The sequence below is a fragment of the Streptomyces sp. NPDC050658 genome, from assembly GCF_044457025.1.
In the GTDB taxonomy this organism is placed as follows: domain Bacteria; phylum Actinomycetota; class Actinomycetes; order Streptomycetales; family Streptomycetaceae; genus Streptomyces.
On the sequence record NZ_JBITGM010000003.1, the window covers coordinates 509297 to 535532 of the forward strand.

At 71.7% G+C, this 26236-nt stretch carries 27 protein-coding genes and 1 pseudogene; 17 read left to right on the forward strand and 11 right to left on the reverse strand.

Features of this window, described 5'->3' with window-relative positions; genetic code table 11:
• The first annotated feature begins 2 nt into the window (after positions 1 to 2).
• Positions 3 to 713 (forward strand): hypothetical protein, encoded by a 711-nt coding sequence (locus tag ACIBKX_RS13910; RefSeq protein WP_363275789.1) that lies wholly within the window; start codon positions 3 to 5, stop codon positions 711 to 713.
• A gap of 4 nt (positions 714 to 717) precedes the next feature.
• Here ACIBKX_RS13910 and ACIBKX_RS13915 read toward each other — a convergent pair whose 3' ends face one another.
• The 3 genes from ACIBKX_RS13915 to ACIBKX_RS13925 are packed head-to-tail and all read right to left on the reverse strand — an operon-like array spanning position 718 to position 3388.
• Entirely contained in the window at positions 718 to 2325 is a 1608-nt protein-coding gene (locus ACIBKX_RS13915; RefSeq protein WP_363275788.1) for an AMP-binding protein, read from the reverse strand.
• 59 nt (positions 2326 to 2384) lie between these two features.
• On the reverse strand, positions 2385 to 3134 hold the full coding sequence (locus ACIBKX_RS13920) for an NUDIX domain-containing protein (protein ID WP_363275787.1): 750 nt from the start codon (positions 3132 to 3134) through the stop codon (positions 2385 to 2387).
• On the reverse strand, positions 3131 to 3388 hold the full coding sequence (locus ACIBKX_RS13925) for a hypothetical protein (RefSeq protein ID WP_363275786.1): 258 nt from the start codon (positions 3386 to 3388) through the stop codon (positions 3131 to 3133). Before ACIBKX_RS13925 ends, ACIBKX_RS13920 begins: the two co-directional genes overlap by 4 nt.
• Before the next feature lie 49 nt (positions 3389 to 3437).
• Between ACIBKX_RS13925 and ACIBKX_RS13930 the strand changes: the two genes are divergently transcribed.
• The 3 genes from ACIBKX_RS13930 to ACIBKX_RS13940 all read left to right on the forward strand — a co-directional run bounded on the left by ACIBKX_RS13930 (position 3438) and on the right by ACIBKX_RS13940 (position 6192).
• Positions 3438 to 4196, forward strand: coding sequence for a DeoR/GlpR family DNA-binding transcription regulator (locus ACIBKX_RS13930; protein WP_363275785.1), 759 nt, complete (start codon positions 3438 to 3440; stop codon positions 4194 to 4196).
• Positions 4197 to 4573: 377 nt separating this feature from the next.
• Complete coding sequence (locus ACIBKX_RS13935) at positions 4574 to 5755, forward strand: alanine--tRNA ligase-related protein (RefSeq protein ID WP_363275784.1); 1182 nt, start codon at positions 4574 to 4576, stop codon at positions 5753 to 5755.
• A gap of 29 nt (positions 5756 to 5784) precedes the next feature.
• Positions 5785 to 6192 (forward strand): RidA family protein, encoded by a 408-nt coding sequence (locus tag ACIBKX_RS13940; protein WP_363275783.1) that lies wholly within the window; start codon positions 5785 to 5787, stop codon positions 6190 to 6192.
• A 116-nt stretch (positions 6193 to 6308) separates the two neighbouring features.
• On the opposite strand, the gene ACIBKX_RS13945 is transcribed toward ACIBKX_RS13940, so the two are convergent.
• Both ACIBKX_RS13945 and ACIBKX_RS13950 read right to left on the reverse strand, forming a co-directional pair.
• Complete coding sequence (locus tag ACIBKX_RS13945; protein WP_363275782.1) at positions 6309 to 7457, reverse strand: PQQ-dependent sugar dehydrogenase; 1149 nt, start codon at positions 7455 to 7457, stop codon at positions 6309 to 6311.
• A gap of 166 nt (positions 7458 to 7623) precedes the next feature.
• A complete protein-coding gene (locus ACIBKX_RS13950) occupies positions 7624 to 8058 on the reverse strand; it encodes a hypothetical protein (protein WP_363275781.1) in 435 nt (144 codons plus the stop codon).
• A 98-nt stretch (positions 8059 to 8156) separates the two neighbouring features.
• On the opposite strand from ACIBKX_RS13950, the gene sigJ reads away from it, so the two are divergent.
• The 5 genes from sigJ (at position 8157) to ACIBKX_RS13975 (ending at position 12462) form a co-directional block, all read left to right on the forward strand.
• The gene (gene sigJ, locus ACIBKX_RS13955) at positions 8157 to 9077 is read left to right on the forward strand and encodes an RNA polymerase sigma factor SigJ (RefSeq protein WP_363275780.1); all 921 of its coding nucleotides are present in this window, start codon (positions 8157 to 8159) and stop codon (positions 9075 to 9077) included.
• 13 nt (positions 9078 to 9090) lie between these two features.
• Positions 9091 to 9420 (forward strand): hypothetical protein, encoded by a 330-nt coding sequence (locus ACIBKX_RS13960; protein WP_363275779.1) that lies wholly within the window; start codon positions 9091 to 9093, stop codon positions 9418 to 9420.
• Between the two features lie 129 nt (positions 9421 to 9549).
• Positions 9550 to 11115, forward strand: coding sequence for a sulfite oxidase (locus ACIBKX_RS13965; RefSeq protein ID WP_363275778.1), 1566 nt, complete (start codon positions 9550 to 9552; stop codon positions 11113 to 11115).
• 10 nt (positions 11116 to 11125) lie between these two features.
• The gene (sigK, locus tag ACIBKX_RS13970) at positions 11126 to 11713 is read left to right on the forward strand and encodes an ECF RNA polymerase sigma factor SigK (RefSeq protein WP_363275777.1); all 588 of its coding nucleotides are present in this window, start codon (positions 11126 to 11128) and stop codon (positions 11711 to 11713) included.
• Positions 11710 to 12462 carry an anti-sigma factor gene (locus tag ACIBKX_RS13975; protein ID WP_363275776.1) on the forward strand — a complete coding sequence of 251 codons (753 nt, stop codon included), beginning with the start codon at positions 11710 to 11712 and terminating at the stop codon, positions 12460 to 12462. The genes sigK (ACIBKX_RS13970) and ACIBKX_RS13975 overlap by 4 nt, the downstream gene beginning before the upstream one ends.
• A gap of 83 nt (positions 12463 to 12545) precedes the next feature.
• On the opposite strand, the gene ACIBKX_RS13980 is transcribed toward ACIBKX_RS13975, so the two are convergent.
• On the reverse strand, positions 12546 to 13127 hold the full coding sequence (locus ACIBKX_RS13980; protein ID WP_363275775.1) for a fasciclin domain-containing protein: 582 nt from the start codon (positions 13125 to 13127) through the stop codon (positions 12546 to 12548).
• 188 nt (positions 13128 to 13315) lie between these two features.
• On the opposite strand from ACIBKX_RS13980, the gene sigK (ACIBKX_RS13985) reads away from it, so the two are divergent.
• The 3 genes from sigK (ACIBKX_RS13985) to ACIBKX_RS13995 all read left to right on the forward strand — a co-directional run bounded on the left by sigK (ACIBKX_RS13985) (position 13316) and on the right by ACIBKX_RS13995 (position 15020).
• Positions 13316 to 13909: an ECF RNA polymerase sigma factor SigK gene (sigK, locus tag ACIBKX_RS13985; protein ID WP_363275774.1), complete on the forward strand. Its 594-nt coding sequence runs from the start codon at positions 13316 to 13318 to the stop codon at positions 13907 to 13909.
• Positions 13906 to 14661, forward strand: coding sequence for an anti-sigma factor (locus ACIBKX_RS13990; RefSeq protein ID WP_363275773.1), 756 nt, complete (start codon positions 13906 to 13908; stop codon positions 14659 to 14661). The genes sigK (ACIBKX_RS13985) and ACIBKX_RS13990 overlap by 4 nt, the downstream gene beginning before the upstream one ends.
• A 146-nt stretch (positions 14662 to 14807) precedes the next feature.
• Positions 14808 to 15020 (forward strand): deoxyribodipyrimidine photo-lyase, encoded by a 213-nt coding sequence (locus tag ACIBKX_RS13995; RefSeq protein WP_399375758.1) that lies wholly within the window; start codon positions 14808 to 14810, stop codon positions 15018 to 15020.
• 63 nt (positions 15021 to 15083) lie between these two features.
• On the opposite strand, the gene ACIBKX_RS14000 is transcribed toward ACIBKX_RS13995, so the two are convergent.
• Positions 15084 to 16022: an ROK family protein gene (locus ACIBKX_RS14000; protein ID WP_363275772.1), complete on the reverse strand. Its 939-nt coding sequence runs from the start codon at positions 16020 to 16022 to the stop codon at positions 15084 to 15086.
• Positions 16023 to 16194: 172 nt separating this feature from the next.
• Between ACIBKX_RS14000 and ACIBKX_RS14005 the strand changes: the two are divergent.
• Positions 16195 to 16353: pseudogene (locus tag ACIBKX_RS14005) on the forward strand (type I phosphomannose isomerase catalytic subunit); the annotation flags it as partial.
• Positions 16354 to 16517: 164 nt separating this feature from the next.
• A complete protein-coding gene (locus tag ACIBKX_RS14010; RefSeq protein WP_363275771.1) occupies positions 16518 to 17666 on the forward strand; it encodes an agmatine deiminase family protein in 1149 nt (382 codons plus the stop codon).
• Positions 17667 to 17786: 120 nt separating this feature from the next.
• Here ACIBKX_RS14010 and ACIBKX_RS14015 read toward each other — a convergent pair whose 3' ends face one another.
• Entirely contained in the window at positions 17787 to 18782 is a 996-nt protein-coding gene (locus ACIBKX_RS14015; RefSeq protein ID WP_399375759.1) for an agmatine/peptidylarginine deiminase, read from the reverse strand.
• Positions 18783 to 18984: 202 nt separating this feature from the next.
• Complete coding sequence (locus ACIBKX_RS14020; protein WP_363275770.1) at positions 18985 to 20673, reverse strand: AMP-binding protein; 1689 nt, start codon at positions 20671 to 20673, stop codon at positions 18985 to 18987.
• Positions 20674 to 20870: 197 nt separating this feature from the next.
• Here ACIBKX_RS14020 and ACIBKX_RS14025 point away from each other — a divergent pair, with 197 nt between their 5' ends.
• Positions 20871 to 21722 carry a LuxR C-terminal-related transcriptional regulator gene (locus ACIBKX_RS14025; protein WP_363275769.1) on the forward strand — a complete coding sequence of 284 codons (852 nt, stop codon included), beginning with the start codon at positions 20871 to 20873 and terminating at the stop codon, positions 21720 to 21722.
• A 199-nt stretch (positions 21723 to 21921) separates the two neighbouring features.
• Here the strand turns inward: ACIBKX_RS14025 and ACIBKX_RS14030 are convergent, their stop codons facing one another.
• Positions 21922 to 23103 (reverse strand): winged helix DNA-binding domain-containing protein, encoded by a 1182-nt coding sequence (locus ACIBKX_RS14030; protein ID WP_363275768.1) that lies wholly within the window; start codon positions 23101 to 23103, stop codon positions 21922 to 21924.
• A 146-nt stretch (positions 23104 to 23249) separates the two neighbouring features.
• On the opposite strand from ACIBKX_RS14030, the gene ACIBKX_RS14035 reads away from it, so the two are divergent.
• On the forward strand, positions 23250 to 24416 hold the full coding sequence (locus tag ACIBKX_RS14035; RefSeq protein WP_363275767.1) for a magnesium and cobalt transport protein CorA: 1167 nt from the start codon (positions 23250 to 23252) through the stop codon (positions 24414 to 24416).
• Positions 24417 to 24730: 314 nt separating this feature from the next.
• On the forward strand, positions 24731 to 25150 hold the full coding sequence (locus ACIBKX_RS14040) for a hypothetical protein (RefSeq protein WP_363275766.1): 420 nt from the start codon (positions 24731 to 24733) through the stop codon (positions 25148 to 25150).
• A 408-nt stretch (positions 25151 to 25558) separates the two neighbouring features.
• On the opposite strand, the gene ACIBKX_RS14045 is transcribed toward ACIBKX_RS14040, so the two are convergent.
• Positions 25559 to 25933 (reverse strand): DUF317 domain-containing protein, encoded by a 375-nt coding sequence (locus ACIBKX_RS14045; RefSeq protein WP_363275765.1) that lies wholly within the window; start codon positions 25931 to 25933, stop codon positions 25559 to 25561.
• Positions 25934 to 26236: the final 303 nt, after the last annotated feature.

Below are 26236 nucleotides of genomic sequence, written 5' to 3' on the forward strand. Positions count from 1 at the left end.
CGATGACGGCACAGAGCGGCATACCGGTGCGGTGCCCCGTCTGCGCCCGGGAGCATATGTACGACCCGCCGTCGTTCCCCTGCGCGTGCGGCGCCCCGGTGGTCCCGCCGCTGGCCCGCGGCGCCGCGGTTTCGCCGGTCACGGACCAGACCTGGCAGGACAGTTGGGTGACGGTGACGTGCCCGGCGTGCGGGCGCGGGGCCGATTGGCCGCAGCCGGAGCTGGGGTGCGGATGCGGTGCGGTGCTGCGCATACCGGTGCATACGCCGACGGCCGCCGCACCGCCGTCGGGCCCGGCCCACATCCCGCTCCCCCGCACGGCCCCCGCGCCGCGCCCGGCGTTCCACCCGATCACCATCCGTACGGCGCAGGACGTGGCGACGGCTGCGGCGCTGTATCTGCGCTGGCTCGGCTACCGGGGCATCGGCAGGGCGGTGGAGCGGGCGCCGTCCGGCGTGCGGATCACCGCGGAGGGGGTGATCGCCCTGGTGGAGCCGTCGGTGCGCCCGCTCACCGTGCGCGACGTGGAGTGCCTGTGGCTGACTGCCATGGCGGAGTCGACGAGCTGCCTCTGCTTCTCGCTCGCCGGATACGAGGATGCGGCGCACGCCCGCGCGGACACCCTGGCGGTCCCACTGTTCCTCGTCGACCTCACGGGCACGCCGCAACCGGTGAACTCACCGGCGGACGAGCTGATGGCGACGGGGGTGTAGCTCCCTATGCCCCGAACCGCTCCCTTAGCTCGATCTTCCGCACCTTCCCGGACACCGTCATGGGGAACTCCTCCAGGATCCGCAGCCCGGCCGGAACCTTGTAGTGCGCCAACTGCCCCTCGCAGTAGGCCCGCAGCTCCTCCAGGGTCAGCGGGTCGGCCGCGTCGCGCAGGATGACGCAGGCGAGCGGGATCTCTCCGTACCGCTCGTCGGGAATACCCACCACCTGAACGTCCGCGATCTTCGGGTGGCCGTACAGGAACTCCTCGATCTCGCGCGGGTAGATGTTCTCTCCGCCCCGGATGATCATGTCCTTGATGCGGCCGACGATCTGGACGTAGCCGTCCTCGCGCAGCACCGCCAGGTCCCCCGTGTGCATCCACCGCCCGGCGTCGATGACCTCGGCGGTCCGCTCGGGCTCGTCCCAGTAGCCGAGCATCACGCTGTAGCCGCGCGTGCACAGCTCGCCGGACGTGCCGCGCGGCAGGGTCACACCGCTGACCGGGTCGACCACCTTGACCTCGATGTGCGGCAGGACCCGGCCCACCGTGCCGGTCCGCCGCTCCAGGTCGTCCGCGCGGCGGGTCTGCGTGGAGACGGGGGACGTCTCCGTCATGCCGTAACAGATGGAGACCTCCTCCATGTGCATCTCGGCGACGACCCGCTTCATCACCTCGACCGGGCAGGGCGAGCCCGCCATGATGCCGGTGCGCAGCGAACTCAGGTCGTACGCCGCGAAGTCGGGGAGGTTGAGCTCCGCGATGAACATCGTGGGTACGCCGTACAGCGAGGTGCAGCGCTCGCGCTCGACGGCGTGCAGCGTGGCCGCGGGATCGAAGGACGGCGCCGGAATGACGATGCAGGAGCCGTGCGACGTGGCGCCGAGATTGCCCATCACCATGCCGAAGCAGTGGTAGAAGGGCACGGGCAGACAGACGCGGTCCTGCTCGGTGTAGCCGATCGTCCGGCCCACCCAGTAGCCGTTGTTGAGGATGTTGTGGTGGGAGAGGGTGGCTCCCTTGGGGAAGCCGGTGGTGCCGGAGGTGTACTGGATGTTGACGGGATCGTCGCAGCTCAACTCGTCCTCACGGGCGGCGAGTTCGTCACCGGTGACGGTGGCGGCGGCATCCAGCAGCGCGTCCCACGACCCGTCCCCGATGTAGTGGACGGCCCGCAGTTCGGGGCAGTCGGGGCGGACCTGGTCGACGAGCGCGCGGTAGTCGCTCGACTTGTGGGACTGCGAGGCGACCAGGAGCGTGATGCCGGCCTGCTTGAGGACGTACTCCAACTCATGGGCCCGGTAAGCCGGGTTGATGTTCACCATGATCGCGCCGATCCGCGCGGTGGCGTACTGCACGAGGACCCACTCGGCGCAGTTCACCGCCCAGATGCCGACCCGGTCGCCCTTGGCGACGCCGCTGCCCAGGAAGCCGCGCGCCAACCGCTCGACCGCGGCACCGAACTCGGCGTACGTCCAGCGTGTCCCGGCCGCCACGTCCACCAGCGCGTCGCGCTCCGGCCAGGCCGCGACGGCGCGGTCCAGATTGCGCCCGATCGTGTCCCCGAGCAGCGGCGTCGTGCTCACGCCCTGCGCATACGAAAGCTCACTCACCGCGTGTCCTCCTCGACATCGCGACCAGCATGCCCTGACGCGCCGGGGGGCGCCTAGCCCTACGCGCGGTGAAGATCGACGGGGGATTCCGGGGGCGCGAAGGGGCCGTCCAGGGCGGCCCATTGCAGCAGCAGGACGGTCTTGCCGTCCGCGATGCGGCCGTCGCGGGTCATCGCGAGGGCTTCGGTGAAGGGCAGTTCGAGTACTTCGATGTCCTCGCCGTCCTCCTCCAGGCCACCGCCGGTTCCGGTGCGGTCGGCCGGGGAGTAGGGCGCGGCGTAGAAGTGCAGGCGCTCGGTGACCGAGCCGGGGCTCATATAGGCGTCGAGTACGTGGACGAGCGGGCCCAGGGTGACGCCGAGTTCCTCGGCGCTCTCGCGGCGGATCGCGGTGAGGGGGTCTTCGCCGTCGAGCAGCCCGGCGGCGGCCTCGACGAGCATGCCGTCCGGGTGGTCGTTGACGTACGCGGGATAGCGGAACTGCCGGGTGAGCAGCACGCGTCCGCGTTCGGCGTCGTACGGCAGGACGACCGCGCCGTTGCCGCGGTCGTACGTCTCGCGCTGCTGGGTCTCCCAACGGCCGTCGCGGCGACGGTAGTCGAAGGTGGTGCGGCGCAGGACGTGCCAGCCCCGCGAGGTGAGCTCCACGTCGCGGACCACGACGTCGGGGTTGCGGTCGAGGTCGCGCCCGGCACGGTCGAGGCCGGTGCGGTCGCGGTGGTCGGGGGTGTCGAGGCCGGGGCGGTCGCGGTGGTCGGGGGTGTCGAGGCCGGGGCGATCGCCCGTCCGGCCGCCCGTCCGGCCGGTCATGCGGTCTTCCGCGCGGTACGGCGGGGGATGTCGGCCACGTCGTGACAGACGGGCAGGCCGCAGCGGCGCGCGGTGGCGACGTCCTGGTCGGCCCCGCGGGCCCCGCGGGAGTCACCGGGCAGATGCCCGGCGGTGAAGACCGGCCACGCCGCGGCTTCCGGGCGGGCGAGGTTCGCGGCCATCGCCCGCGGGTCGTTGTCGGTACCCGAGCGGTACGGCCCGGCGATGAGGATCAGCATCGGCTTGTCGGTCATGACGCGCTACAGTACATGCAGAAACGTGCAAGAACAGGAGAGAGTACGAATGCTGGCTGCTGAACGGCGTGCACATCTGCTTGGTCTGCTCGCCCGCGAGGGCAAGATCGTCGCCAAGGATGTCGCCGCCGACCTGGGCATTTCCGAGGACAGCGTCCGTCGCGACCTGCGCGATCTCGCCGCCGAGGGGCTCTGCCACCGGGTCTACGGCGGAGCACTGCCCGTCTCCCCCGCCGTCGCGGACTACTCCGCCCGCAAGGCCGTCACCCCCGACGGCAAGCGGAAGGTCGCCGCGACCGCCGCCGCGCTGGTGCGGCCGGGCGGCGCCGTGATCCTGGACGGCGGTACCACCGCGCTCGCCGTCGCCCAACTGCTCCCCCGCGAGCTGGCCTGCACCGTGATCACCCACAGCCCGACCATCGCGGCGGCCCTGCTCGACCCGCCGCACATCGAGGTCTTCCTGCTCGGCGGCCGCATCTTCAAGCACTCGGCGGTCGCCTGCGGTGCCGCAGCGGTGGAGGCCGCGCAGAACGTCTCGGCCGACCTCTGTCTGCTCGGCGTCACCGGCGTCCACCCGGAGGCGGGGCTGACCACCGGGGACGCCGAGGAGGCCGCGATGAAGCGCGCGCTGGCCTCGCGGGCGGCGGACACGTACATCCTCGCCTCGTCCGAGAAGATCGGCGCGGCCTCGCGCTTCCGGGTCCTGCCCTGGGAGGAGATCGACGGCCTGATCACCGACGCCGATCCCCACCACACGGTCGTCGAGCAGCTCACGGCTCGGGGGGTGGAGGTGCTGGCGGCCGGGTGACGGTGGGGCGGCGGGACGGGGCGGCAGGGCGCCGGGCTCGGGCTCGGGCTCGGGCGGAGGGGCGTTGATCCGGAGCGGGCGTTAATTCGGGTGACCCGACCGGACCCGGCGCGTTACCGTCGGCGGCATGAACGTCATCGGCCCACGCACCACCGACACCGCGACCGCGCGAGCGACCAGCTCGCCGGTTGCCGCCGCCTGACGTCTCTTCCTCCCCTCGGCGACCGGAAACGGCCCGCCGACGGAACGACTCGTGGTTCTCCCCCGACTCCGGTGATCGTGCGGACCCGTTGTCCGGTGCCTCCCTTGCCCGACCGCGAAGGAGCCCCACCATGAGAAGCCACACCGTCAGTAGCCACACCGTCAGTAGCCACACCGTGAGTAGCCAGAGCAGGACCACCGAGGACGTCGTCCGTACGTTCGTCGAGTTCTTCGAGGAGCGCGGACACCGCCGCACGACCGGCGCCACGCTGCTGCCGCCGCCCGGTGACCCCGTGCTGTTCACGACCTCGGGCATGCATCCCCTCACGCCGTACCTGGAGGGGCGCCCGCATCCCCTCGGCCGCCGCCTCGTCAACGTACAGCGCTGTCTGCGCACGACCGACCTGGAGGAGGTCGGCGACCCCACCCATCTGACGGTCTTCGAGATGCTCGGCACCTGGTCCCTCGGCGACTACGAGGGACCGCAGAGCCTCGACTGGGGGTACGAGCTGCTCACCGAGGGCTTCGGCGTCGATCCGGGCCTGCTGCACGCCACGGTCTTCGGCGGCGACGAACACATCGGACCCGACACGGCCTCCCTCGACGTGTGGCAACGGCGGGGCGTCCCGGTGGAGTTCACCGTCGAGGACAACTGGTGGTCCAACGGTCCGACCGGCCCCTGCGGCCCTGACTCGGAGTTCTTCCTGTGGACCGGGGAGGGCCCGCCGCGCTCGACGCCGACCCGCGACGAGCGCTGGGTGGAGGTGTGGAACCACGTGACGATGAGCCATCGCAGACTCGACGACGGCTCCCTCGTCCCGCTGCCGCAGCGCAACGTCGACACCGGCCTCGGCCTGGAACGCCTCGCCTCGCTCCTCCAGGGCAGGCGCTCGGTCTTCGAGTGCGACGTCTTCACCCCCTGGCGCCGCCTCGTCCCGTCCCTGTGGCCCCTGGACGAACCCTCGCTGCGCCTGGTCTGCGACCACCTGCGCTCGGCCATGGTGGTGATCGGCGACGGGGTACGCCCGTCCAACACGGGCCGCGGCTACGTCCTGCGCCGACTGGTCCGCCGCGCCCTCACCACCCTGTGGCGCGACGACCCGTCACGCGGCCTCGGCGACCTGCCGGACGAGCTGTTCCGGCACACCGGCGACCACTTCCGCCAGGGGACGCACCCCGACGACGTACGCCGCGTCCTGCACGAGGAGGAACTCCGCTTCCGCGCCCTCCTCGACCGCGGCCGCACCCTCCTGACCCGCCCCCGCTTCCAAGGCCCCCTGACCGACGAGGACTTCCACTACCTCCACGACACACACGGTCTGCCACGGGAACTGGTGGTGAGCCTGCGCCAGGAATGAACGGGCCCGCGCGGACCGTTGGACAGGGCATGACGACAGCCGATCAGCGCACGATCACCAACCCGCCGGCCCTGCACGACCCGACGCCGCTCGCCTACAGCCACGCCGTGTCGGCCCCCGGTGAACTCGTCTTCATTGCCGGCCAGTACGCCTCCGACGCCGGCGGAAGCCCGGTGCCCGGCCCCTTCGCCGACCAGGTCGAACTGGCCCTGGACCGGCTGCGGTCGGCGCTGGAGGCGGTGGGGCTCGGTTATGAGCACGTGGTCAGGCTCGGCACCTACATCGTCGACCACGACATGGAGAAGCTGGAGACCCTCGGCAAGTCCCTGCACGCCCGCTTCGGCGACCGGCTGCCGGCGCAGACGCTCAGCGGTGTGGCCTCGCTCGCCCTGCCGGGGATGCTGTTCGAAGTGGACGCGGTGGCGGTGCGGCCGTAACGGACCGAACGCGGCCCGGCCCGGAGGGAGTTGCTCCGGGCCGGGCCGTCGTGCGGAGGGGACGTTACGCCGGGCCTTCGTGCGGGGACGTCACGCCGCGCCTTCGTGCGGGGACGTCACGCCGGGTCGACGCGGGAGACCGTGCCGCCGATGTCCAGCACGTACAGCTCGCCTCGGCCGCCCTGGGCGAACGAGACGACCTCGCCGCCGTTGACCCCCAGGTCGGTCACGCCGGTCACCTCGCCGTCGGTCATGCGCAGTGCGCGCAGTGTGCCGTCGCAGTAGTCGCTGAACACGTACTGGCCCTTGAGCGCCGGGATCGCCTTGCCTCGGTAGACGAAGCCGCCGGTCACCGAGCAGCCGAGGCCCGTGCGGTCGTACTCGTGGACCGGCGGGACGTGGTTCGCGGGCTCGGTGCCGTCGCGGAACGGATGGTTGCCCTCCATCTGGTTCCAGCCGTAGTTCTCGCCGCCCTTGCTGTCGGCCGGCGCCCAGTCGATCTCCTCCCAGGCGCTCTGGCCGACGTCGCCGATCAGCAGGTCCCCCGTGCCGGAGTCGAAGGAGAACCGCCAGGGGTTGCGCAGTCCGTACGCCCAGATCTCGTCCTTCGCCTTCGGGTCGTCCACGAAGGGGTTGTCCGGCGGGATCGCGTACGGCGTGCCGCCCCTGGGGTCGATCCGCAGGAGTTTGCCGAGCAGCGTGTCGAGGTTCTGTCCGTTGCCGTGCGGGTCGCCGCCCGAGCCGCCGTCGCCGAACGCGACGTAGAGATAGCCGTCGGGGCCGAACTTGATGTCGCCGCCGTTGTGGTTGGCGTACGGCTGGGTCTGGGTGAGGACGGTGCGCCGGGTCTCGGGCCTGATCTTGCCCTTCCGTACGGCGAACTCATCGACGGTGCTGGTGCCTTCGAGGTTCGTGTACGAGATGTAGAAGTGCGCGAAGTCGGGGTCGAAGGCGATGCCCAGCAGCCCGCGTTCGCCGTCAGTGGTGGTCTCGGCGGAGATGTCGAGGACCGGGGCGCCCAGCCCCGCTCCGTCCAAGACCCTTACCTTGCCCGCCCGTTCGGCGATCCACACCGTGCCGCCGGGCCCCGCGGCACCGGCGGACGGATTCTGGGCCGTGGCCACCTTGGTGAGCGCGACCGTCGCCGCCGGCCGTGGCGCGGCGGGCTCGTCGGCGGACGCCGTGGTCAGGGCGAGGGAGGCCAAGAGGGAAGCCAGGAGCGAGACGCCGCCGATGATCGCTGTACTTCTGGTGCGCAGTTTCACCGTGATCCTCCAGCACGCAACCGGGGGTGGGGGGGGGATGGTGTGCGGTGTGCGGTGTGCTGTGTGCGATGTGCGATGTGCGATGTGCTCCGGATGAGGATACTGGGGCAGGGATTCCTGGTATAGACCAGAACACCGATGGCGAGAGGGGAATCCGCGGGCCGGCTCAGCGCCGGGCCAGTGCCAGCACGCTCAGCCCGAACATCAGCACACCCAGCGGGAGATGGACCGACGGGACGTGCGCGATGCCGAGCACGACCTGCACCGACGCGAGCACCAGGAACCCGACCGCGTGCCAGATGGGCCGCGGCGAGCCGCCGCCCGGCTTCCACGCGAGGACCGCCGCGAGCACGTACAGCATCGACGCCCCGTACATCACCCGCGCCCCGACGCTGTGCAGCACCTCTCCGTAGGACGAGGTCAGCAGCAGCCCGGAGGAGGCGGCCTGCAAGAAGATGGTCAGGGTCTGCAAGGCGACGGCGATCCGCAGGAAGGCACCGGCGCGCCGTGCGCTCGCGCTCAGGGCCACCGTCGCCGTCCCCGCCCCCGTCGCCGTCGCCGTCGCCTGAGCAGTCGTCTGAGCAGCCGTCGTGTCAGCCATGTCCCGGTCCCCTTTTCCGCCCTCGGGCAGCAGCTCGATAAGGTCTCTCACCAGCCCGACGACGCGGGCCGGCAAAAGGTAAGGCGGGGGCCTGAAGCATGGGGACGACGGTCGGGGCCAGCACGGACGAGGCAGCGGGCGAGCGGCGCCAACTGATCAATGTCGCCTACCGGTTGCTCGGTTCGGTGACCGAGGCCGAGGACGCCGTACAAGACGCGTACGCACGCTGGTACGGGCTGCCGCGGAGCCGGCAGGAGGAGATCCGGTCCCCCGGCGCCTGGCTGACGACGGTGACCGGCCGCATCTGCCTGGACCTGCTGGGCTCCGCACGGGCCCGCCGCGAACGCTATGTCGGCGCCTGGCTGCCCGAGCCGCTGCCCGACCGCACCGAATGGGACCACCTGGGCGGCGCCGACGCCGCCGGGCCCGCGGACCCCGCCGACCAGATCGTCCAGGACGAGTCGGTGACCATGGCCTTCCTCGTCGTCCTGGAGTCGATGACGCCCGCCGAGCGGGTCGCGTTCGTCCTGCACGACGTCTTCCGCTACCCCTTCGCCGAGATCGCCGAGGTGCTCGGCCGGACCTCCGCGGCCTGCAAGCAGCTGGCGGCGTCCGCCCGGCGGCGGGTCGGCGTCGCGCACGCTCCGGTGCCCGCGAACGGCCGGGGCGATGTGGTGCGGCACGTCAAGGAGGCGTGGGAGACCAAGGACATCGCCTCCCTCGTGGCGCTCCTCGACCCGGCGGCCGTCATGACCGCCGACGGCGGCGGCATGGTCGGCACCGTCCTGCACCCGGTCGAGGGCGGCGCGCGGATCGCCCAGTACATGGTCGCCATCGCCGACAAGGCGCCCGGGCTCGAACTGCTGGAGCGGACGGTCAACGGCGTGCCGGGTCTGGTGGCCCAGCGGGACGGTGTCGTCGTGACGGTGGCGGCGTTCGACGTGTCCGACGGGCGCGTCGAGCGGATCTGGGTGACCCGCAATCCGGAGAAGCTGCGGCCGTGGGCGCGGGAGGGCTAGGGCCGGTCCGGCGGTGAGCCCCGGCCGTCCCGGCACGGCACGGGCGGCGCGGGATTCGCCCCGGCACCGCACGGGCGGCGCGGGATTCGCCCCGGCACCGCACGAACGGCAGGCGATTCGCCGCCGATCCGCGACGAACGGCGGTTTCCCGGCCATCCGCGGCGCCCGCAGGGTGAAGCGGCGGAGCGCGCCCCGTCACGAGGCGCTGACCCGCGGGATCGGCCACGACCCGCGCACGACGCTCGGCCCCATCCGCTGTGCAGCGGCGGCGCTGCTGCTCTGGCGGATGGGGCCGGACTGCCGGGTACGGACTGCCGGGTACGCATTGACGGGTACGGACTGACGGGGACGGACTGCCGGGTACGCACTGACGGGTACGCACTGACTGGGGCGCTGCTCCACCAGCGGGGTCATCCGGCGTATCCCCGTGCGGTGCCGGGACAGCGACGGCTGCCCGGGATACCCCTGGAGTGTGAACTCGAGACGGCTGTTGCTCGGCGGGCTGAGCGGACTGCTCGCGGGATACGCGGCGATCGCGGTCGCCGAGCTGGTCTCCGCGGCGGTGCGGCCCGAGTCCGGGCCCGTGATCGCGGTCGGCGGCGCGGCGATCGACCGCACCCCGTCGGGGGTGAAGGACTGGGCGATCAGGGAGTTCGGCACGAGCGACAAGCTCGTCCTCCAGCTCGGCATCCTCGCCGTGCTGGCCGTGCTCGCCGTCGTCCTCGGCGTGCTGGCCACCCGGCGGCGGCTGGTCGGGGCGGCGGGCGTGCTGGCCTTCGGGGTCGTCGGCGCCCTGGCCGCGGTCGGCCGCCCCGACTCGACCGGCATCGCCGACACGCTGCCCTCCGTCGTCGGCGCGGTCGTCGGGGCCGGGCTGCTGTACTGGCTCGTCGGACGGCTGGGACCGGACGGCGGGCCGGTGTCCGGGGACTCGGCGGCCGAAGTGGGCTGGGACCGGCGGGGGTTCATCCTCGCCGCCTCCGCTGCGGCTGCCGCGTCGACCGGCGCCGGGCTCGTCGGGCGGGCGTTGAACGACTCGCAGGGGCAGGACGCCGTCGCCTCCCGCAAGGGCGTCGCACTCCCCGCGCCGGCGTCGAAGGCCGCGCCCATTCCCCGCGGGGCGGCGTTGCGGATCGACGGGATCAGCCCGTTCGTGACGCCGAACGCGGACTTCTACCGCGTCGACACCGCGCTGGTCGTGCCCAAGGTCGACGCCACCACTTGGCGGCTGCGCATCCACGGCAAGGGCGTGGAACGCGAACTGACGGTCTCCTTCGACGACTTGCTGAAGATGCCGCTCATCGAGCGGGACATCACGCTGGCCTGCGTCTCCAACGAGGTCGGCGGCCCCTACGTGGGCAACGCACGCTGGATCGGCGTCCGCCTCGCCGACCTGCTCGAGCGGTGCGGCGTACGGCCACCCTCCGAGGGCGGCCCCGCCGACCAGCTCGTCGCCCGGTCCGTGGACGGCATGACCATCGGCAGCCCCGTCGAGGACGTGCTGGACGGACGCGACGCGATGCTCGCCCTGGGCATGAACGGCCGGCCGCTCCCCTTCGAGCACGGCTTCCCCGTACGGATGCTCGTCCCCGGCCTGTACGGATATGTCTCCGCCTGCAAATGGATCAGGGACATCGAGCTCACCACGTTCGACGCGTACGACTCCTACTGGGTCAAGCGCGACTGGGCACGACGCGCCCCCATCAAGACCCAGTCCCGCATCGATACGCCGAAGCCGTTCGCCCGCCCCAAGGCCGGTACGGTCGTCGTCGCCGGGGTCGCCTGGGCGCAGCACCGCGGCATCGACAAGGTCGAGGTCCGGGTCGACGACGGACCGTGGGAAGAGGCCCGCCTCGCCGCCGAGGACACCCGCGACACCTGGCGCCAGTGGTCGTACTCCTGGAAGGCCACCAAAGGCGGCCACACGCTGACCGTCCGGGCCACCGACGGCACCGGCGAGACCCAGACCGCCGAGCGCACCAGCCCCATTCCCGACGGCGCGTCGGGGCGGCACTCCGTGGTGGTCACCGTCGGATGAGAGGTCCCGCATGAAGGAAGCCGCCCATCTCGGGAGCGGTCGGCCGGAGCCGCCCGACCTGCGAGACCTCGTCGCGAAAGCGGCCCAGGGCGACGACGACGCGTTCTCCGCCGTGTACGACGCGACGGCGGGGGCCGTGTTCGGCGTCGTCCGGCACGTGGTGCGCAACCACGCCCAGTCCGAGGAGGTCACGCAGGAGGTCTTCGTGGAACTCTGGCGCACCGCGGCCCGCTACCGCGCCGAGCGCGGCACGGTCCTCAACTGGGTCCTCACCCTCGCCCACCGGCGCGCCGTCGACCGGGTCCGCTCCGCCGAGGCGGCAGCGGCGCGCGAACACCGCGCGGCGCTGCTCGACCGCACACCGGAGTTCGACGAAGTCGTGGCGGAGGTCGAGGCGCGTACCGAGCGCGAGCGGGTACGCCGCTGCCTGCGGACCCTGACGGACCTTCAGCGTCAGTCGGTGTCCCTGGCCTACTACGGCGGCCTGACGTACAAAGAAGTCGCCGAGTCCCTGTCCGTGCCGCTGGGCACGGTCAAGACGCGGCTGCGCGACGGACTCATCCGGCTCCGCGACTGCCTGGGGGTGAGCAGCACATGACCGGCACCGACCCGCACTCCCTGACCGGGGCCTACGCCCTCGACGCACTGGACGACGAAGAGCGCGCCGCGTTCGAGCGGCATCTGCGGACCTGTGAGTCATGCGCCGAAGAGGTGCGAGGGCTGGCCGCCACGGCGGAAATCCTGGGACGCGCGGTCGCGGCACCGCCGCCCCCGCACCTGAAGCAGCGGGTGATGCGGGAGATCACGGGCATGCCGCAGGAGCCGCCGCGGACCGGACCGGACGCGGCGCCCCCGACCGTCGCCGTCCGTCGTCGGCGCGCCCCTCAATGGGCCCTCGCCGCGTGCCTCGCCGCCGCCGTCGGACTCGGCGCCACGGCCTGGTGGCAGCACGAACGGGCCGACCAGGCACGGCAGGAGGCCCGAGCCGCGCAGCGGCAGGCGGACCGGATCACCCGGGTGCTCGCGGCGCCGGACGCCACGGTGTCCCCGGCGGAGCTGGCCGGCGGGGCGCGCGGCTCGGTGATCGTCTCGCACGACGTCGACCGCGCCGTGTTCACCGCTTCCGGCATGGCACGACCGCCCGGCGGCAAGGTGTACCAGCTCTGGTTCGCCGCCGACGGCCGTATGCGCTCCGCGGGCCTGATGGATCCGTCCCGTACCGACCAGACCGTCCTGCTGACGGGCGCCGTCGGGGACGCGTCCGGCATGGGCATCACGGTCGAACCCGCGGGCGGCTCGAAGCAGCCGACGTCGAAGCCGCTCGCGCTCGTGGAACTGCCTGCCTGAGAGCCCTTCGACGTCAGCCTTTCGCCCCGCAGCCCTTCGCCCCGCAGCCCCTATCTCAGCCCTTCGATCTCAGCCCTTCGATCTCAGCCCTTCGGCATGAGGACCGTGTCGATGATGTAGACGTCGGCGTTCGCGGTCTTCACGTTGCCGCAGACCACCTTGGCCGAGTCGTTCACCTTGTACGTCTCGTCCGAGCCGGACGTGGTCAGGCTGCTGCCCTCCAGCGTCTCGAAGGAGCCCTTCTCCAGGTCGTCGGGCGAGAGTCGCTCACCCACCACGTGGTAGGTGAGGATCTTCGTCAGCTGCTCCTTGTCGTTGAGGACCTTGTCCAGATCGGCCTTCGGGATCTTCTCGAAGGCGTCGTTGGTCGGCGCGAAGACCGTGACGTCCTCCGCGTTGTTCAGCGTGTCCACGAGGCCGGCCTTCTCCACCGCGGTGACGAGGGTGGACAGGGCCGGGTTGTTGGACGCGGCGGTCGCGACGGGGTCCTCGGCCATCCCGTCGAAGGAGCCGGCGCCGTCCTCGGGCACGGACGAACAGGCCGGCCCGAAGGGGCCGTCCATGTCCCCGGCCGAGGCCGCCGGTGCGAGTGCGGCCAGGGAGAACGGCAGAGCCAGCACCGCCGCTCCGACCATCATGCGGGTGCCTGCGCGATGAACAGTCATGATCAGCTCTCCTTCTCGGCCGGAGCGCCCCTTTCGCGCCCCACATAAGTGGTCCGTCGCTCCCCGCCTGCCGGATTGGTCGGATTCGCCACTTTTACGCACGTACCGCCGAGCCCTCCGGACCGCGCGACGCGACCAATCCGTCCGCCGACCGGCCACGGATCACCCATGACGGAAGGGGCACTCCCATGGAGAGAAGAGCGGACGTCGTGCGGATCGGGTCGCGGACGGCTGTGGGGCCCGATCTCCAGGAACTGGTGGCACAGGTCGCCCGTGGCGACCAGGACGCCTTCTCCGGGGTGTACGACGTCGTGGCCGGGCCCGTCTTCGGCGTCGTACGCGGAGTTCTGCGCGACCACGCCCAGTCCGAGGAAGTCGCCCAGGAGGTGCTCGTCGAGGTGTGGCGCACCGCGCCCCGCTACCGCCCGGAGCTCGGGACGGCGAGGAACTGGATCCTCACCCTCGCCCACCGGCGCGCGGTGGACCGGGTCCGCTCGGTCGAGGCCTCCGCCGCCCGTGAGCGCAGGGCCGCGGCCCTTGCCCGTACCCCCGAGTTCGACGAGGTCAGCGAGCAGGTGGAGACCAGTCTGGAGCACGAGCAGGTACGCCGCTGCCTGCGCGCCCTCACCGAGGTGCAGCGCCAGTCCGTCACCCTGGCCTACTACCGGGGCCTGACCTACCGCCAGGTCGCCGAACTGCTCTCGCTGCCGCTGGGCACCGTCAAGACCCGACTGCGCGACGGCCTCATCCGGCTCCGCGACTGCCTGGGGGTGACCACATGACCTCCCACGACGACCCGCACACCCTCACCGGCGCCTACGCCCTCCACGCGCTGGACGGCGACGAGCCGGCGAGGGCCGAGGCGCACCTGGCGTCCTGCCCCGCATGCGACCAGGAAGTACGCGAACTGGCCGAGACGGCGGCACGGCTGGGTCTGGCCGCCGCGACCGCACCGCCCCGGACCATGCGGGAGGAGGTGCTCCGACGTATCGCCGCCGTCCGCCAGGACACCCGGGGGCGGGAGGAGCACAGCGCCGCCGGAGCACACCCCAGTCACGGGCGGCGCCTCTCCCGGTGGGCACTGGCCGCCTGCCTCGCCGTCGCCGCCGCCCTCGGCGGTACCGCGGTCTGGCAGCACCAACAGGCCGGGGACGCCCGCGAGCAGGCCCGCCAGGCCGACGAACGCGCGGCGGAACTCGCCGCGGTGCTCGCCGCTCCGGACGCCCGGTCGAGCACCGCCCGGCTCTCCGCGGGGGCCGCCGGAACCGTCGTCGTCTCCGCCGAAGGCAACCGGGCCGCCTTCCTCGCCACGAACCTGCCAAGGCCCCCGGCGGGCAAGGTCTACCAACTGTGGTTCAGCGACGACGGATCGATGCGCCCGGCGGGCCTCATGGACCCGGCCAGGACCACCGAGGCACTGCTCCTGGACGGCCCCGTCGACCGGGCCACCGGCATGGGCATCACGCTGGAACCCGCCGGGGGTTCGACCGAGCCGACCGCGAAACCGGTGGCGCTGCTGGACTTTCCCGGTTGAGGCACACGAGGCCAACGGGTCTGGGGGGGGCTGCCGGTCTGCGACGCGCGAGGTCCCGGATCGGCGACGCGCGAGGTCCCCGGATCGGCGACGCACCGCCCGCCGAATGGCGGCCAAACATCCCGCCCCGTGCGGGGATTGGCGCCATGAGCATCTCGATCGTCCTGTTCACATCGGAGCTGCGGGCGCACGAGCATCCGCCCCTGCGCGCCGCGCTCGACGGCTCGGACGAAATCGTCCCGCTGTTCGTCAGGGACCGCTCCATGGCCGCAGCCGCCGCCGTGGGGATGTCGTGCGGACCCCGGCGCGCCCACTCCTCGCGCGGCGTGAGCCCGGCCTCCTCGTGCGCGGCCCAGTAGCCGCGGAAGCGCTCGGCCCCGGTGAACAGGGAGGGCGGATTGCCCGGGAATCCCACGCGCCCGCTAGCGGGCCCCCGCCGCGGGTGCCGCCGGCTGCTGCCGCACCGCCCACTGGGCGGCCCCCAGCAGCGGTGCGTCGTGGGCGCGTTCGGCGGTGCGGAAGACGAACTCCCCTGCGGGCCCGGCGCCCTGACCAGCGGCCACCCCGGCCCGCAGCGGCTCCTCGATCAGGTCCCAGGAGCCCGCGATCGAGCCGCCGACGACCAGCGCCGTCGCCCCGAACGGCGCGAGCCACGGCGCGAGGGCCGCCCCGAGCGCCCGGAAGGCCTGGTCCACCACGGCGCACGCGTGCCGGTCGCCGCCGCGGGCGAGTTCGGAGATGGTCCGCACATCGGGGACCACGTCCGGGTCGTCGAGCGCCGCGCGGGCGTAGGCGGCGCGGATACCGCGCCGCGAGACGGTGTCCTCCAGCGGCCGCCCGGCGTGCGACAGCAGATGGACGCTGCCGTCCGGCGGCACCAGCGGGCCGTCGTTGACCGGCTGCCCGTGGTCGAGGAAGGCCGAGCCGACACCGCTGCCGAGCGTGATGCAGACGGCACGTTCATGGCCGACGGCCGCCCCGGCGACGGACTCCCCGATGCCGAAGGCGTCCGCGTCGTTGAGGAAGTGGAGCGCGGCCGGCGCCGGCCGCAGTCGCCGCTTCAGCTCGGCGCCGACATCCACGCCGTACAGCGCGTCGAACTTGCCGACGTCCCGGAAGAGCGCGACGCCCGCCGCGTAGTCGAAGGGCCCCGGCATCGCGATGCCCCAGACCGCCTCCGGCGGGGCCTCGATCCGGGCGGCCGCCCCGGCGATGCCGTCGAGGATCTCCTCGGCCGTGCCCATGGTGGGCAGTTGGGCGCGCACCGCGTCGCCCACCAACTCCCTGCGGTCGAGGTCGACGAGCGCCGCGGTCACATGGGTGCCGCCGACCTCCAGTACGGGTACGGACGCGCTCAGCATGCGAATCTCCCCTGGCGTACGGCTTCGTCGGGGCCCGGGTGCTGCGGCGGGAGCGAAGGCCGCGCCCACTCCTTCCAGTGTTCCACCGGGGAACTGACCCCTGCGGCACGGAACCCCACCAGCCACTCCCGATCCGCACAGCCCCTAACAGCCCTACAGCCACGAACGCCCCATGGACCGCCTCACCAACACCGTGCGCCCCTACGCCTGGAGCTCCACCACCGCCGTCCCGGCGCTCCTCGGCACCAAGCCGACCGGTGAACCACAGGCCGAGCCGTGGACGGGCGCACATCCCGGCGCCCCGTCACACGTGGACCGCGGCAGCGGTCCGGGTGAGCGGTAGGACACCGCGGGCCGCTGCTGCCGCTACTCGGCCGTATCCGCCACCGCCACCCGCGTGAAGCCCAAGGCGGCGTTCTCCGTGGCCGCGTGCGTCACCCCCATCCGCCCGCGGCCGCGGAATATCCTCGCCAGCCCACGATCTCGGAGCACACCGTGACCCAGCTTCCCCCCACCCGCCGCACCGCCCTGCGCACCTTCGCCGGAATCGGCGGGGTCCTCGCCCTCGGTGCCGCCGCCTGCGGTCCGCAGGAGTCCGTACGCGGCGGGGCGACCACCGCACCCGCCGACGGCGAGCGCCGCTTCGGCGCCGAATGGGACAGCCACACCCGTACGTTCATGTCCTGGCCGGCACTCGCCTCCGTCTGGGAGGACGACCTGCCCTACGTACGAGAGGACATCGCCCGCATCGCACGGGCCGTCGCGGAGTACGAGGAAGTCGTGATGATGGCCCGGCCGGACCAGCAGGAGGCGGCCCAGCGGGCCTGCGGATCGCAGGTCGAGGTCATTGCGCTCGAGGTCGACGACCTGTGGGCCCGCGACACCGTCCCGGTCTTCATCGAGGACGACGGCGAGCTCGTCGGGGTCGACTTCAACTTCAACGGCTGGGGCGACAAGCAGGAGCACACCAACGACGCCCAGGTCGGCCGCAAGCTGCTCGCCCGGTACGACATCCCCCGCGAGAAGGCGCCGCTGGTCGCCGAGGGCGGCTCCTTCGAGACGGACGGCGAGGGCACGCTCCTCATCACCGAGAGCTCGATCGTCAACGACAACCGCAACCGCGGGAAGAGCCGGGACCAGATCGAGGACGAGCTCATCGAGACGCTCGGCGTGGAGAAGGTGATCTGGCTGGCGGGCGTCCGCGGCGAGGACATCACCGACGCGCACGTCGACAGCCTCGTCCGCTTCACCGCACCCGGCGTGGTCCTGCTCGACCAGGCATTCCCCGGTACGCCCCCGGACTCCTGGTCCCGCTCGGCCGACCAGGCCCGTTCGGTGCTCGAGAAGGCGACCGACGCGCGCGGCAAGCGCTTCGAGATCGTCGACCTGCCGCAGCCCGACCTCGACGAGATCACCGGCGAGGGCGACGACTTCGTGTCGACGTACGCCAACTTCTACGTCGCCAACGACTCGGTCTTCATCCCGAAGTTCGGCGACCGCAAGGCGGACGCGCGGGCGAAGGACATCCTCCAGGAGCACTTCCCCAAGCGGGAGATCGTCCAGCTGCAGATCGACACGATCGCCTCCGGAGGCGGCGGCATCCACTGCGCCACCCACGACCAGCCGGGCGAGCCGGCCTCCTGACGCAGCGGGCGGGCGCCGTCCGTCGGCGCCCGCCGCCTCAGACCTCCCGCACGTGCGCGGAGATCTCCCGGACCACCTCCCGCGCACGCTGCCCGTAGTCGACGACGGACTCCGGGCGGCTCAGCGGTTGGGCTCCCGCATGGTGACGCAGTGGGCGCCGCCGCCCCCGTTCCCGTAGAGGTTGTCGAAGTTGAGCTGGACGACGGGTCGGCCGTACGCGGCCGCGATCGCGGACTTGGCCGACGCGTCCTTGGCGGTGTCGCCGAACTGGGTGGTGACCACCGCCTGGTTGGTCACCGTCCAGTTCATGTAGGAGCTGAGGAAGTCCTTCTCCTTGCCGGCCGGGATCCGGGGCAGCGTGCCGGGGCCTTCGATGGTGAGGACCTGCAGTCGGCGTCCCCTGGCGTCGGTAGCGTTGACCAGTACGTCGTGGATGGCCCGGGCGTTTTCGGTCCAGACGTCCGGCCATACGGCGCCGGCCAACTGCACCATCGCCACACCGGGTTTGATGTAGCGGGCGGTTCCGTCGATGTGGCCGTCGGTGACGTCGTGCCCGGTGACTCCGGGCAGCCAGATCATCTTCGACGCTCCGAAGCGGGACAGCAGCTCCGCCTCTATCTGGCTGCGTGGCTTGCCGGGGTTGCGGTCGCTGTTCACCCAGCAGCTCGCGGTCGCCATCAGGGTGCCGTCGCCGTCGTACTCCACGCCGCCGCCCTCGCCGACCACCGCCGCCTTCGCGAACGGGACGCCCGCGGCGGCGGCGACCCTCCCCGCGACCATGCGGTCCTTGTCGTAGGCGGAGGCGGGGATGCCGTAGAAGCTCGTGGCGTTCTCGCCCCAGGCGTTGAAGTTCAGGCCGAAGGCGTCCAGACCGCCCGCCCCGTCGACCCGGAACAGCGGGCCGGTGTCCCGCATCCAGCGGTCCGAGACCGGAATGGAGCCGATCACCGTGCCGGTGGACCCGCACGCGCTCCTGGCCTGCGCGGCGGCCGAAGAACCGTCGGCCCACATGGTCACCGGCTCGTACTTGGCGACCTCCTTGGCGAGCCTGGCGATGTCCGCCTGGATCTTCGACAGCGCGCTGCCCCGGATCACGGACCTGGACGGCCAGGCCATCCAGGTCCGCTCGTGCGACGTCTCTTCCCCCGGTACGCGCCAGGACGCGGCGTGGGCCGGGATTCATCGGCGGGATGGGCGGACTGCTCCTGGGCGGCGCGAGCGTCCCCCACGGAGGCACTCCGCTCGGCGTGACGTCACGGCGCCGCCCTGGTCGGCGTTCCGCGTCGGCGCCGCGGCCTCGCCCCGCTCTCGTACGAACTCAGCGCTTGCCCCGCTCCGTCCACTCATCCGCAGACCCCGCCGCCGTCCGCTCCCGCAGATCCACCCGCCGGATCTTCCCGGAGATCGTCTTCGGCAGTTCCTGCGTGAACTCGATGCGGCGGAGGCGCTTGTAGGGGGCCAGTACCGAGCGCGTGTACGCGAAGATCGCGTCCGCCGTGGACTCGCCCGGCTGCCAGCCCTCCGCCAGGACCACGTACGCCTTGGGGACGGCGAGGCGTAGTTCATCCGGGGCAGGGACCACCGCTGCCTCCGCCACCGCCTCGTGTTCGAGGAGGGCGCTTTCCAGCTCGAACGGGGAGATCTTGTAGTCCGAGGCCTTGAAGACGTCGTCCGCGCGACCGACGTACGTGATGTAGCCGTCCTCGTCGCGCGAACCGATGTCGCCGGTGCGGTAGTAGCCGCCCGCCATGACCTCGGCGGTGCGCTCGGGGTCGCCGTTGTAGCCGGTCATCAGGCCGACCGGGTTCGTGGCGAGGTCGAGGGAGATCTCGCCCTCCGGGGCGCCCGGCTTTCCGGTCACGGGGTCGAGGAGTTCGACGGTGAAGCCGGGGGTGGGGCGGCCCATGGAGCCCGGCTTCAGTTTCTGGCCGGGCGAGTTGGCGACCTGGACGGCCGTCTCGGTCTGGCCGAAGCCGTCCCGGATCGTGACGCCCCAGTCCCGCCGCACCTGCTCGATGACCTCGGGGTTGAGCGGCTCGCCCGCCGCGACGACCTCGCGCGGCACGGTGCGCAGTTGGGTCAGGTCCGCCTGGATCAGCATGCGCCAGACCGTGGGCGGTGCGCAGAAGGAGGTCACTCCGGCGCGGTCCATCTCCGTCATCAGCCGGCCCGCGTCGAAGCGCGTGTAGTTGTGGATGAAGACCGTCGCCTCCGCGTTCCAGGGGGCGAACAGGTTCGACCAGGCGTGCTTGGCCCAGCCGGGGGACGAGATGTTCAGATGGACGTCGCCGGGCTTCAGGCCGATCCAGTACATCGTCGCCAAGTGGCCCACCGGGTACGACACATGGGTGTGTTCCACCAGCTTGGGGCGGGCCGTGGTGCCCGAGGTGAAGTAGAGCATCAGGGGGTCGTCCGCGTGCGTGATGCCGTCGGGCTCGAAGGCCTCGGGCGCGTCGTCGGCACCCGCGTACGAGATCCAGCCCGTGGCGGCGTCGGCGCCCACCACGATGCGTGTGTAGTCGCCGGGTACGTCGGCGAACTTGGCCGTGTCCTCGGGGCGTACGACGACATGGCGGGCGCGGCCGCGGTCGATGCGGTCCCGCAGGTCGACGGGGCCGAGCAGCGGGGTCGCCGGGATGACGACCGCGCGGAGCTTCATCGCGGCCAGGGCGATCTCCCACAGCTCGACCTGGTTGCCGAGCATCACGATCACGCGGTGGCCTGCGCGGACGCCCTGCGCGCGCAGCCAGTTGGCGACGCGGTCGGAGCGGGCCGCCATGTCCGCGAAGGAGACGCGGGTCTCGGCGCCGTCCTCCTCGACGATGTGCAGCGCGGTCCGCTCGTTGCCGCGGGCGATGACGTCGAACCAGTCGAGCGCCCAGTTGAACCGCTCGGGCCGCGGCCAGGCGAAGCCCTCGTAGGCGGCGGCGTAGTCCGCACGGTGCCGCAGCAGGAAGTCCCGCGCGGTGCGGAACTGTTCCGTGCCGCTCGTACCCGTCGTCGTCATTGCGTTCTCCCTCGTCGCCGGTCCGATGCCGGTACGTTCGCCGGTCCGATGCCCGGTGCGTTCGCCGTTGGATGCCCGTACGGGCGCCGTACGCGCTGCCGGGCTCCTTGCCGGACGCTACGCGACATCGTGTAATTCGTGATGCGGGTCTCACTACCCCCGGACGGGGGTGTCCGTGCGGTGAAGGAGCAGGGCGCGTGACGGCTGACGGCGGCGAGGCGGTGGAGCTGCGGTCGGCGTTGCTGCGGCTGCGGCGGAGCACGGGCCTGCCGGTGGCCTTCGGCGGGCTCGTCGAGGGGCGGCGTCAGGTACGGATCGGCGAGCTGAGCGGCACGGGAACGCGTGCGCTGAGCGGGCTCGCGGTGTCGTCCGGCAACGGTCTGGGCGGCAAGGCGGTCGCGCTCTCTCGGCCGTGCGCGGTGACGGATTACCACGGTTCGCGGCACATCAGCCATGAGTACGACGGTGCCGTCGCCGCCGAGGGTCTGCGCTCGGTCATCGCGGTGCCGCTGGTGGTGCGGCGGCGGGTGCGCGGTGTCGTGTACGGCGCCCTGCGCACGGCCCAGCCGCTCGGCGACCGGGTGGTCTCGGCCGCGCTGGAGGCGGCACGTGACGTCGAGCAGGCTCTTGTCGTACGCGATGAAGTGCGCGCGCTGCTGTCGGCGGCGCGGGAGCCGGTGACGGGGCCGGGGTCCGGGCCTGGTGCCTGGGAGCAGGTCCGCGAGGCGCACGGCGCGTTGCGTGCGCTGGCCCCGCGGGTCGTGGATCCGGAGCTTCGTGCGGAACTCCTCGCGGTGTGCGGCCAGTTGGCGACGGCGGCGACGCCGCTCCCCCGCGGTCACCGTGAACGCGATGTGTCCCTGTCGCCGCGCGAGGTGGACGTCCTGACGTGTGTGGCCGGCGGGGCGACGAACGCGGTGGCGGGGGAACGGCTGGGCCTGCGGCCCGAGACCGTCAAGGGCTACTTGCGCTCGGCGATGCGGAAGCTGGGGGCGCATACGCGGCTCGAGGCGGTGGTGGCGGCGCGGCGGGCGGGGTTGTTGCCGTAGGACCCTGCGGCGGGGGCACCCCTGTAGCCCCCTTCACGCGGAGTCGCCCCCGTGACCCCCGCCCCCTCCGCCCGCCGCGCTCCCGCCCCCGCTACTTGTCCGCGGTCAGCTTGCCCGCGACGCCCCAGCTGTCCGCCGGGGTTTCGTGGATCCAGACGTGCACGAGCCTATGCAGCCGCCCGGCCCCGCTCTCGCCCGGTCAGGCGTCGATGACCGCCCCGAACCGGATGTCGTACGAGGAAGACGTCTCGGCGATCCGGGACAGCATCCGCTCGGCCTCCCCCGTCAGTTCGTCCCGCTGGGCGCGCCCCGGCTTTCCGAACGGCTCGATGGTGAGCACGGCGGTCCCGCTCTTCGCGTCCTCCGTCAGGCGCCACACGCCGGCGAGGAATCCGTCGAGGAGGAAGACGCAGTAGGCGAAGTTCCCCTTCCATGTGCGGCCCTTGTACTCGGCGGGGACGACGCGGGTGCGGTCCGCGTGCGAGAGGAGGAGGTTGTCGTACTCGGGCAGGAAGCGTGGCGGTGCCGGGGTGTCCGGGTCGGGGCGTGGCGCATCGGGCAGGTCGAAGAGTTCGGTGCCGTTCTCGTCCCGGAAGGTACGCAGCTGGGGGCGGAGCCGCTCGAAGACGTCACGCAGCCGGGTGAGCCGGGCCCAGGTCTGCATGTCCTTGACGGAGGCGGGCCCGAAGGCGGCGAGATAGCGCAGGACGGCGGCGTCGGGCATGGGGTCCGCCTCCGGGGGTTCCGCGTCGGCGCCGAGCCAGTGCTCGACGGTGGTGAGCGCGACCTGCCCGCTGCGGCGCCACAGCCCGCGCGGGGTGACCTGGACGAGCGGCAGCAGGCATCGGGCGGCGACGGCGAGGGACTGCGGGTCGGCCTCGGGCCACCGGACGTGCAGCACCTCGCGCAGCTGCTTCATCGTGCGGGGTTCGTCCTCGACGGCCTCGCGGGCCAGCGCGGTGAGCTCGCCCAGGTCGACGCCGGTGAGCCCCTTGCCGAACACCGTCGCCATCTCACGCTGGAGGGCGGGCTGCATCATGGGCCGCAGCGCGATGGCGTCCTCTGCGGTGTGCAGATGGATGGTGGAGCGCATGGTGACGATGCGGACGAGGGCCCTCGCCTCGATGAGGGCGGAGAGTTCGAGCGGGTCGAAGTCCGCGAGGCGGGCGGCGAGGGCGTAGTAGGGCGGCTTGACGTTCTGCGCCTGAAGTCCGAGGAGGTGGGAGACGGCGTCCTCGGCGGAGTGGTCGCGCGAGCGGCGCAGGAGGAGCTGCCGGTCGAGGGTGGCGCGGTTGAGGGCGCGCGTCCCCAGTACAGGGGCACCGCCCTCTGCCCGCGCGCCCCGCCCCTTCGCCACCGGACCCCGTGTCGTCTTCGTCATGCCCGCACGCTAACGCCCCTTGCGGACACCTGCTGTCCTCAAGGGAGGCCACCGCCGCGTCGCATCGTCGCCACGCCCGCGCCTTTTGGGACGTATATCCTGCTCCGTGGCCATCTAGACATACGTTCGACATGGAGGCACCCAGCATGGCGGAGCGTCGCGCCCGGCCCGCAGCGACCACCAGGAAGCACGGTTGGCGACGCGCTTCCCAGGCCGACGAGGCACCGCCGGCGGGCACGGGCAACCCCATACCGGAGCCCACGGCCTCCTCGGCCGCCACGCCGCCGGACGCCCTGAGCGTGGTGCAGGCGGCGCTGTACCGGGACGGCGTCCGCGTCGCCACGCCCGCGACGCTCGCCGAGACCTTCCGTGCCCTGCGCGAGCAGCAGGACGGCATGGCCTGGATCGGCCTCGCCCGCCCGACCGAGGCCGAACTCCTCTCCCTGGCCGCCGAGTTCGACCTGCACGAACTCGCGGTCGAGGACGCGATGGAGGCCCACCAGCGCCCGAAGCTGGAGCGCTACGGCAGCACACTCTTCGTGGTCCTGCGCGCGGCCCGCTACCTGGACGCCCCCGAAGAGGTCGACTTCGGCGAACTGCACGTCTTCGTCGGCCCGGACTTCGTCATCACGGTCCGCCACGGCGCGGCCCCCGACCTCTCGGCGGTCCGCCGCCGCATGGAGGAGACCCCCGAACTCCTCAAGCTCGGCCCCGAGGCGGTCCTCTACGCCATCCTGGACGCGGTGGTCGACGGCTACGCCCCGGTCGTGGCGGGAGTCCAGAACGACATCGACGAGATCGAGACAGAGGTCTTCAGGGGCGACCCCGAGGTCTCCCGCCGCATCTACGAACTCTCCCGGGAAATGGTCGAGTTCCAGCGCGCGACCCGCCCCCTGGTCTCCATGCTGCACGCCCTGATGGCAGGGTTCGCGAAGTACGGCACGGACGAGGAACTCCAGCGCTACCTCCGCGACGTGGCCGACCACGTCACCCACACCAGCGAACGCGTCGACGGCTTCCGCCAGGCCCTCGCGGACATCCTCACGGTGAACGCGACGCTGGTGACGCAGCAGCAGAACGCGGAGATGCGGGCGCTGGCGGAGGCGGGGTTCGAGCAGAACGAGGAGATCAAGAAGATCTCGTCGTGGGCGGCCATTCTGTTTGCACCCACCTTGGTGGGGACGATCTACGGCATGAACTTCGACACGATGCCCGAGCTGAAGTGGGCGGCCGGGTATCCGTTCGCGATTCTGCTGATGGCCGTGGTGTGCGTGAGTCTGTACTTCATCTTCAAGCGGCGGGACTGGTTGTAGCGGGGAGCCGAGAAAGCTAATCAACTTCGCTTACGCGAATGGTTCAGAGGACTCTGTCGAGCCCTCTGGGGAGAATGGGCGGCGCTGAGGAGCAGGGCACCATCCGCATCACCAGCCATTCCGCAAGCCTCACCCAGCCAACTTCCGCCGACCTCCCTACATAAGCCGTCACGTTGAGTGTTGACTGGGCGCTCTCAAGGAGCTGCGCACACCGGGAGGACTGGTTGGAACCGAGGAGTGCCGCGGCGGTAGAGAAGGACTTCCCCTACACCACTCGTACGACGTGTTATGTCGAGGTCCACGAGGACGGAACAGTGACGCACGGGGACGACCATGCCGCGTACGAGCGGGCCGTGGCCGGCAGGTCCCGCCTGTTCGCGGTCTGGCCCGGCGAGTGGTCGAGCCACTTGTTCGTGATCGACGACCTGGACGAATACGCGAAGGCTCACGGGATCAAGCGCGACGAGGAGCGCACTGGTCTCAAGGGTCACGTTCACGACGTGCGATGGGAGCCGAACCCCTACGCCAAGGACAGCCCTCGCAGTCCTTACATCAGCGTCAGCGTCACGCTGGAGTGCGGCTGCGAGATTCACGATCTGCGGACCTTCGCCGCTCAGATGAAGCACCAGCAAGGGTGGAATGTAGCGACGAGCGGCGGCTGGGGCGGCAGTGGCCGACCCGGGGGAAAGAGGACGTACTCACTGCGCGTTCGCCGCAAGAGCCTCTCAGGCTGACACAGCGGACCATTCCCGAGTCCGCGCAGCGAAACGGGTGGCACAGCGTGTGCTGTACGACCCGTTCATCTGTCCCCTCACGCGCTGGCGAGGTTGTCGGGGACGTACTCGGGAACTGCACCAAGCAGCGCGTCGACGGCCGCTCGCCCCTGCCCACCGGCCTCCGGGCGGCATGGGCAGCCGACTGACGCACACAGCGCAACGGGCCACTTCGGGCCACGGGTGGTCAGCTGCGACGGACGACGCTGAGTCGCCCTCCGTGCTCTTGGGCAGCGTGCGGCGGGGTACCGGGACCGGCGAGGCGAGCGAAGAGGCGCATGCGGACGAGGTCGTGGGGACGTTGGCGCTGAAGCGGGCACACCACAGATGCGGCCCCGAGAAGGGGTTCCGCCCACGCCTGCCAGCCCATCAGATCGAGACGCGGGGCAGCGTCCTGGACAAGCGGCGGCAGCACCTCCAGAGAGACGCTGGAGGCGAACCCAGGGTCAGAGGCGGTGGTGCGGGGCCGGTCGATGTCGCGGATCCGGGCCCGTGCGACGAGTGCGGTGAGGACTGTCTCGGCCCCTCGAATCCGACGTCAGGTGCCTCGCGGGCGTCGATCTCCATGAGGAGATCGATGAGCGCCTCGGGAGGGACTCCGGTGGTGAAGTACACGTTCCACTCCGTCAGCGCGGAGTCGGCGTCGGACCGAAAGCTCAGCTGCCAGGCGACGGGCCGTCCGCCCAACTCGAAGGGGGAGCTTGCGTGGACCCACTCGGCACCGCGCAGTTCGTCCAGGCTCACATAGAGAAGGGTGTTACGTGAGGTCGGCCACGTGCGCCAGCCGAGGCCGACCAGCCTGTCGCCGATCCGCTCAGCGAGAGCTGCCTCGTCACCAGCAGGTGGCGTGGAGTGACCCAGTACACCGGGTCTGGCAAGGCAGGCCGGGAGGGAGCACTGGAATAGTGCGGGTGCAGGGGCGCCTCCACGGACTCGGGGGTCGATCATTCGGCAGGGCGTTGTACGTTGACATGCCTTGCCGAAGGGCACCAGTCTTTCTGGGCTCCTTCCTTGTCTGCCCGCGGCGAACTTAGTTTGGTGAAGTCG

Excerpts from the sequence above, each read along its gene's own strand:
- ACIBKX_RS13910 (WP_363275789.1), top strand. The coding sequence starts at position 3 with ATGACGGCACAGAGCGGCATACCGGTGCGGTGCCCCGTCTGCGCCCGG.
- ACIBKX_RS13920 (WP_363275787.1), bottom strand. The coding sequence starts at position 3,134 with ATGACCGGCCGGACGGGCGGCCGGACGGGCGATCGCCCCGGCCTCGAC.
- ACIBKX_RS13925 (WP_363275786.1), bottom strand. The coding sequence starts at position 3,388 with ATGACCGACAAGCCGATGCTGATCCTCATCGCCGGGCCGTACCGCTCG.
- ACIBKX_RS13930 (WP_363275785.1), top strand. The coding sequence starts at position 3,438 with ATGCTGGCTGCTGAACGGCGTGCACATCTGCTTGGTCTGCTCGCCCGC.
- ACIBKX_RS13940 (WP_363275783.1), top strand. The coding sequence starts at position 5,785 with ATGACGACAGCCGATCAGCGCACGATCACCAACCCGCCGGCCCTGCAC.
- ACIBKX_RS13950 (WP_363275781.1), bottom strand. The coding sequence starts at position 8,058 with ATGGCTGACACGACGGCTGCTCAGACGACTGCTCAGGCGACGGCGACG.
- sigJ (WP_363275780.1), top strand. The coding sequence starts at position 8,157 with ATGGGGACGACGGTCGGGGCCAGCACGGACGAGGCAGCGGGCGAGCGG.
- sigK (WP_363275777.1), top strand. The coding sequence starts at position 11,126 with ATGAAGGAAGCCGCCCATCTCGGGAGCGGTCGGCCGGAGCCGCCCGAC.
- ACIBKX_RS13975 (WP_363275776.1), top strand. The coding sequence starts at position 11,710 with ATGACCGGCACCGACCCGCACTCCCTGACCGGGGCCTACGCCCTCGAC.
- ACIBKX_RS13980 (WP_363275775.1), bottom strand. The coding sequence starts at position 13,127 with ATGACTGTTCATCGCGCAGGCACCCGCATGATGGTCGGAGCGGCGGTG.
- sigK (WP_363275774.1), top strand. The coding sequence starts at position 13,316 with ATGGAGAGAAGAGCGGACGTCGTGCGGATCGGGTCGCGGACGGCTGTG.
- ACIBKX_RS13990 (WP_363275773.1), top strand. The coding sequence starts at position 13,906 with ATGACCTCCCACGACGACCCGCACACCCTCACCGGCGCCTACGCCCTC.
- ACIBKX_RS13995 (WP_399375758.1), top strand. The coding sequence starts at position 14,808 with ATGAGCATCTCGATCGTCCTGTTCACATCGGAGCTGCGGGCGCACGAG.
- ACIBKX_RS14000 (WP_363275772.1), bottom strand. The coding sequence starts at position 16,022 with ATGCTGAGCGCGTCCGTACCCGTACTGGAGGTCGGCGGCACCCATGTG.
- ACIBKX_RS14015 (WP_399375759.1), bottom strand. The coding sequence starts at position 18,782 with ATGGCCTGGCCGTCCAGGTCCGTGATCCGGGGCAGCGCGCTGTCGAAG.
- ACIBKX_RS14020 (WP_363275770.1), bottom strand. The coding sequence starts at position 20,673 with ATGACGACGACGGGTACGAGCGGCACGGAACAGTTCCGCACCGCGCGG.
- ACIBKX_RS14030 (WP_363275768.1), bottom strand. The coding sequence starts at position 23,103 with ATGACGAAGACGACACGGGGTCCGGTGGCGAAGGGGCGGGGCGCGCGG.
- ACIBKX_RS14035 (WP_363275767.1), top strand. The coding sequence starts at position 23,250 with ATGGCGGAGCGTCGCGCCCGGCCCGCAGCGACCACCAGGAAGCACGGT.